Below are 1,994 nucleotides of genomic sequence, written 5' to 3'. Positions count from 1 at the left end.
TGAATAAAAAGAAGGAGAAAATAAATGACTCTAAATATAAATAGAGTATTCCCACGTAATTGGTATGCTGTGAGTTATGTAAAAGATATAAAAAAGATTCCAGTAAAAAAAAGAGTTGCTGGCAAAGATTTTGTATTATATCGGGATGAAAAAGGCGAAGTTCAGGCTCTATCACCTTACTGCCCTCATCGTGGCGCTGACTTATCACTGGGACAAGTAGTAAATGGTAAACTAGTCTGTCCCTACCATGGTTGGGAGTTCGATAGTTGTGGTACTTGTGTAAGAATTCCATCCCAACCCAATAAACCTATCCCGAAATTTGCTCATACCTTCTCATACCCTGTAAAAGAAAAGATTGGGTTGATTTGGATATACCCTGATAGTGAGGAAAATCCACCTGAATGGCAAACTTTTCATGTAATGGAGAACACTCCTTTTAAACTCTCTTTCTTCCACGCCACTTGGAATGCACACCTTACTCGATCAATCGAATCTGTGCTGGATATTGCTCATCTTGCTTATGTACATAAAAAAACGATTGGTAGAAAAACAAAAGCCGAATCAACCAATTATAAGCTGGAGGGAACACTGGATCAGTTTATATTCTCAAATGGTGATGCTTACCTTGAATACAAATTCCCACATCAGTGGATGCTTCACAGTGGCAAACAGGAGAATGAGTCATTTATTCAGTATATTACGTTTACACCAATTGATGAAGAAGAGACATTAATTATGGGATATACCGGAAGGACATTTTTAAAGTACTTCCCTTTACTAGACCAAATTTTAGCTAAATTTAGTTTAAGAGTACTAAAAGAGGATCAAATTATTGTAGAAAGTCAACATCCTAGACCTATACCAGAAGCTTTAAAAATGGAGGCCCATGTTCATGCAGATATGGCTCAAGTTCAGTTTAGAAAACGTTGGTTTCAGTTTTTACAAAATGGGTCTTGTTTTTCACTTGATTAAAGGCACGTAACGCAGTATTAAATATAGGTGTAGTGATGTTGATAGACGGTGGATGCTACCCCATCGCCATCAAGCTAAAATTTTATAGTACCCCCTGAACCCAATTTTGTACTAACTCGTAACAAAAAATTCCTTCAAAAAAGAAAGGCGCCTATGCACCTTTCTTTTGTAATGCATTCTCACTCTCTTAGCATTCAGAATCCCTTATGAATCACTTTAATGCATCATTGTACGAACCTAATTACCCTTTAGAAAAGTAATAATTTGTCTCCTTACTTTTCAGTAACATATTTCCTCTTATTATTAAAAATAAGTCGTTTCTACTTAATATTTTTACTATAACTCTAACTAGTGCTAACCAAAGGATCATAATAAGCCAAATATAATTTATTAATCACGTTTAAAGTACATAAGTCTGCACTGATTGAAAATGCAGAACCAGCATTAATATCGTTTAGCGTATTTGTAATCCGCTAACGACTTAAATCACCTTATTTCACTCTCTTCGGTAAAGCTGAGCCTCAATGTTCAATTACTGGATGAACATAAACATTAATGTCAGCATTACTAAAATAATTTTCACCTTGATCCCAATTCTTACTTATTTTCTTTCATTCTTTATAATTATTCCGCTTATATACTTCTCCTAATGCTAATACATCCACCTTATATTTTTTTTGAACAAGCTGTATTGATTTTTGAATCCTTTGCTCCATCTCTTTTGAAATATCCTTCGTTAAGCGTTTTTTATCTCCATGCTCAAATGTTTTCAATTATTTTTGTTTCTCCAGATTTATTATAGAATCTTTCATCTAAAATTAGTCTGTTTTACCAGTTAACATAGAATTTGACAGACGAATAAACTCTTCTTTTCGATCTAAAAAAATGTATGTGCAATAAGAGTTATGTTTAACATTAACAAAACACTTAATATAACCAATAAACCATACACCCAAAATTTACTAAGGGCGGGATATACAAACATGTAACAGGCGAAAAACTTGGTGGACATTGCGTATCGA

The 1,994-nt window shown here is 33.9% G+C and carries 1 protein-coding gene and 2 pseudogenes; 1 reads left to right on the top strand and 2 read right to left on the bottom strand.

The genetic code is table 11. From position 1 onward, the window contains the following. Positions 1-24: 24 nt before the first annotated feature. Positions 25-972: an aromatic ring-hydroxylating oxygenase subunit alpha gene (locus tag ACQGSG_RS28670; protein WP_000174200.1), complete on the top strand. Its 948-nt coding sequence runs from the start codon at positions 25-27 to the stop codon at positions 970-972. A 241-nt stretch (positions 973-1,213) separates the two neighbouring features. On the opposite strand, the pseudogene ACQGSG_RS28665 reads toward ACQGSG_RS28670, so the two are convergent. Together ACQGSG_RS28665 and ACQGSG_RS28660 are read right to left on the bottom strand one after the other, a co-directional pair. Then, positions 1,214-1,282 (bottom strand): annotated as a pseudogene (locus tag ACQGSG_RS28665) (HXXEE domain-containing protein); the annotation flags it as partial. A gap of 211 nt (positions 1,283-1,493) precedes the next feature. Then, positions 1,494-1,724: pseudogene (locus ACQGSG_RS28660) on the bottom strand (Ger(x)C family spore germination C-terminal domain-containing protein); the annotation flags it as partial. Positions 1,725-1,994: the final 270 nt, after the last annotated feature.

The sequence above is a fragment of the Bacillus sp. GMa5/1 genome (genome assembly GCF_050172015.1).
GTDB lineage: Bacteria > Bacillota > Bacilli > Bacillales > Bacillaceae_G > Bacillus_A > Bacillus_A cereus.
Note: the sequence above shows the minus strand (reverse complement) of the source record. Positions and strands in the feature narration are given on the sequence as shown.